This is a genomic window from Paenibacillus soyae, from assembly GCF_024623455.1.
GTDB lineage: Bacteria > Bacillota > Bacilli > Paenibacillales > Paenibacillaceae > Pristimantibacillus > Pristimantibacillus soyae.
Window position 1 is genome coordinate 1 of the sequence record NZ_JANIPJ010000048.1, and the last position, 2683, is coordinate 2683.

The following is a 2683-nucleotide window of genomic DNA, read 5'->3' on the forward strand; positions in this document are numbered from 1 at the left end:
CTGGGTAGCCAAGTACGGACGGGATAAGCGCTGAAAGCATCTAAGCGTGAAGCCCCCCTCAAGATGAGATTTCCCAATTAGTAAGACCCCTTGAAGACGACGAGGTTGATAGGTTCGGGGTGGAAGCGCGGCAACGTGTGGAGCTGACGAATACTAATCGGTCGAGGGCTTATCCTAAATCAATACAGCGCGGATACGATTTGCAACTTATTCATATTCAGTTTTCAAGGTGTGATGATCAGATGATGAAATCACCCCACCGAGAAGTGGGTTTTTTATTGGCCTTTAGCTCAGCTGGTTAGAGCGCACCCCTGATAAGGGTGAGGTCGGTGGTTCGAGTCCACTAAGGCCAACCAGTAACTCTCATGAATGTTCATTCCCTGTATAACCACGGGAGGGGACGCATGGGGCCATAGCTCAGCTGGGAGAGCGCCTGCCTTGCAAGCAGGAGGTCAGCGGTTCGATCCCGCTTGGCTCCACCAAATTTAATAAGGCCCGTTGGTCAAGGGGTTAAGACACCTCCCTTTCACGGAGGTAACAGGGGTTCGAATCCCCTACGGGTCACCATTCATGGAGGATTAGCTCAGCTGGGAGAGCATCTGCCTTACAAGCAGAGGGTCGGCGGTTCGATCCCGTCATCCTCCACCATGAAGCATTGCTAATGACGCGGGGTGGAGCAGCTCGGTAGCTCGTCGGGCTCATAACCCGAAGGCCGCAGGTTCAAATCCTGCCCCCGCAACCAACATGGAGCTGTGGTGTAGAGGCCTAACATGCCTGCCTGTCACGCAGGAGACCGCGGGTTCGAATCCCGTCAGCTCCGCCATTTTCAAAAGTAAATTTGCCGCTGTAGCTCAATTGGTAGAGCAACTGACTTGTAATCAGTAGGTTGGGGGTTCAAGTCCTCTCGGCGGCACCATATGGCGGTCGTGGCGAAGGGGTTAACGCACCGGATTGTGGCTCCGGCATTCGTGGGTTCAAGTCCCATCGATCGCCCTTTACCATCGTTGGGGATTAGCCAAGCGGTAAGGCAACGGACTTTGACTCCGTCATGCCTAGGTTCGAATCCTAGATCCCCAGCCATTTTTATTAAGAGCCATTAGCTCAGTTGGTAGAGCACCTGACTTTTAATCAGGGTGTCGTAGGTTCGAGTCCTACATGGCTCACCAGTTTCATACGCGGTTGTGGTGGAATGGCAGACACGCTATCTTGAGGGGGTAGTGGGCGTACGCCCGTGGAGGTTCGAGTCCTCTCAACCGCACCATAATTAAATATGCGGTCATGGCGGAATTGGCAGACGCGCTAGATTCAGGTTCTAGTGTCAGCAATGACGTGGAGGTTCGAGTCCTCTTGACCGCACCATCATTAGCGGAAGTGGCTCAGCGGTAGAGCATCGCCTTGCCAAGGCGAGGGTCGCGGGTTCGATTCCCGTCTTCCGCTCCATTTTTATTTTTGCGGCCTTAGCTCAGCTGGATAGAGCGTTTGACTACGAATCAAAAGGTCAGGAGTTCGAATCTCTTAGGCCGCGCCATTTTTTACGGGATGTAGCTCAGCTTGGTAGAGCACCTGGTTTGGGACCAGGGGGTCGCATGTTCAAATCGTGTCATCCCGATACGTATAGAAAAAACCTTTATCCAATGTGGATAAAGGTTTTTTTGTTTGTGGGCTAAATTTCCAAAATAGGTATTGACGCAGTGTTTTGCCCTGGTTATACTGTATATAAAGATATACACAGTAAACACACCTGAACAATGTATGTAACCATTCGAATCGAGACGATTCGTCTCTAATCCAAGGAGGAGTTTTATTATGAAAAATGTTATCCAAGTCGTGAGCCCATTGGTGTTTATCGCTTATTTGCTGCTTACACGGTATGTTCCGATGCATGATTTTGCGGAAGGGGTGTTGGCAGGTCTATCTGCAACGATGAGCGTCTACGCGATCGTCTTGTTCGCTAAGAGGAAAGGGAAAAACACGGCGATTAACGAATAGAGGATAAAGAAATGCAGGAGAGGCGGGAGCATGAAATGAAGGTCACGTTTCCACTGGTTCATTCGTTGGAAGAGATCATGGAGCTTGCGCGAATGGCAGCGGAAATTTGGAGAGAATATTATGTATCCATCATTTCGAAGGAACAGATTGAATACATGATCGGCCAATATCAATCGGGCTCAGCCATCGCGAATCAAATCCAACATCAAGGCTATGAATATTATTTTATCCAGGAGAATGGCAGAGCCGTCGGATACCTATCGGTTAAACAAGAACAAGGGAAGCTCTTCTTGAGCAAGTTCTATGTGAGAAGGGAGCACCGAGGGCGCGGCTATGCCAGCCAAGCGATGGCCTTCCTGGAGCAGCTCTGCAGAGAGCGAAGCCTTAGCCATATCTGGTTAACGGTCAATCGCCATAACGAATCCAGCATTGCGGTTTACGACAAAAAAGGCTTCCGGACGCTACGGGAGCAGATAGCGGAAATCGGAAATGGATACGTTATGGATGACTTTGTAATGGAGAAAGCTATCGAGGCTTCATCTTAAAACCAACGGCAGCCTTGAATTTCTGAACTGCACCCCATTTGTTAGACACGACTAACAAAGGAGGTGCAGTTTTTTTGCCCAAATTCAGTTTAGATGAGAAATTGGAGGCCATTTATAGGTATCAGAATGGTGCCGAAGGAGTCAAAAGC

2 protein-coding genes, 15 tRNA genes and 1 rRNA gene are annotated in these 2683 nt (G+C 49.7%); all 18 read left to right on the forward strand.

The window, feature by feature from the left end:
* Positions 1-177: ribosomal RNA gene (locus tag NQZ67_RS29785) — 23S ribosomal RNA — on the forward strand; the annotation flags it as partial.
* Between the two features lie 102 nt (positions 178-279).
* A tRNA-Ile gene (locus tag NQZ67_RS29790) sits at positions 280-356 on the forward strand.
* A gap of 50 nt (positions 357-406) precedes the next feature.
* A tRNA-Ala gene (locus tag NQZ67_RS29795) sits at positions 407-482 on the forward strand.
* A gap of 10 nt (positions 483-492) precedes the next feature.
* Positions 493-567, forward strand: a tRNA-Glu gene (locus tag NQZ67_RS29800).
* Between the two features lie 5 nt (positions 568-572).
* Positions 573-648, forward strand: a tRNA-Val gene (locus NQZ67_RS29805).
* A 17-nt stretch (positions 649-665) separates the two neighbouring features.
* Positions 666-742, forward strand: a tRNA-Met gene (locus tag NQZ67_RS29810).
* A gap of 4 nt (positions 743-746) precedes the next feature.
* Positions 747-823, forward strand: a tRNA-Asp gene (locus tag NQZ67_RS29815).
* Positions 824-840: 17 nt separating this feature from the next.
* A tRNA-Thr gene (locus tag NQZ67_RS29820) sits at positions 841-916 on the forward strand.
* Positions 917-920: 4 nt separating this feature from the next.
* Positions 921-993, forward strand: a tRNA-His gene (locus tag NQZ67_RS29825).
* A gap of 12 nt (positions 994-1005) precedes the next feature.
* Positions 1006-1080, forward strand: a tRNA-Gln gene (locus NQZ67_RS29830).
* Between the two features lie 10 nt (positions 1081-1090).
* Positions 1091-1166, forward strand: a tRNA-Lys gene (locus tag NQZ67_RS29835).
* A 9-nt stretch (positions 1167-1175) separates the two neighbouring features.
* Positions 1176-1261 (forward strand) — tRNA-Leu (locus NQZ67_RS29840).
* An 11-nt stretch (positions 1262-1272) separates the two neighbouring features.
* A tRNA-Leu gene (locus tag NQZ67_RS29845) sits at positions 1273-1359 on the forward strand.
* Between the two features lie 6 nt (positions 1360-1365).
* Positions 1366-1440, forward strand: a tRNA-Gly gene (locus NQZ67_RS29850).
* Between the two features lie 11 nt (positions 1441-1451).
* A tRNA-Arg gene (locus NQZ67_RS29855) sits at positions 1452-1528 on the forward strand.
* Positions 1529-1535: 7 nt separating this feature from the next.
* Positions 1536-1609 (forward strand) — tRNA-Pro (locus NQZ67_RS29860).
* Positions 1610-1806: 197 nt separating this feature from the next.
* Positions 1807-1989, forward strand: a complete 183-nt coding sequence (locus tag NQZ67_RS29865; RefSeq protein WP_257453145.1) for a hypothetical protein — start codon at positions 1807-1809, stop codon at positions 1987-1989.
* 35 nt (positions 1990-2024) lie between these two features.
* Positions 2025-2534: a GNAT family N-acetyltransferase gene (locus NQZ67_RS29870; protein ID WP_257453146.1), complete on the forward strand. Its 510-nt coding sequence runs from the start codon at positions 2025-2027 to the stop codon at positions 2532-2534.
* The last annotated feature ends 149 nt before the right edge of the window (positions 2535-2683 follow it).

Bases quoted from the DNA above. Each gene is read 5' to 3' on its own strand.
- NQZ67_RS29870 (WP_257453146.1), top strand. From the start codon at position 2,025: ATGAAGGTCACGTTTCCACTGGTTCATTCGTTGGAAGAGATCATGGAG.
- NQZ67_RS29865 (WP_257453145.1), top strand. From the start codon at position 1,807: ATGAAAAATGTTATCCAAGTCGTGAGCCCATTGGTGTTTATCGCTTAT.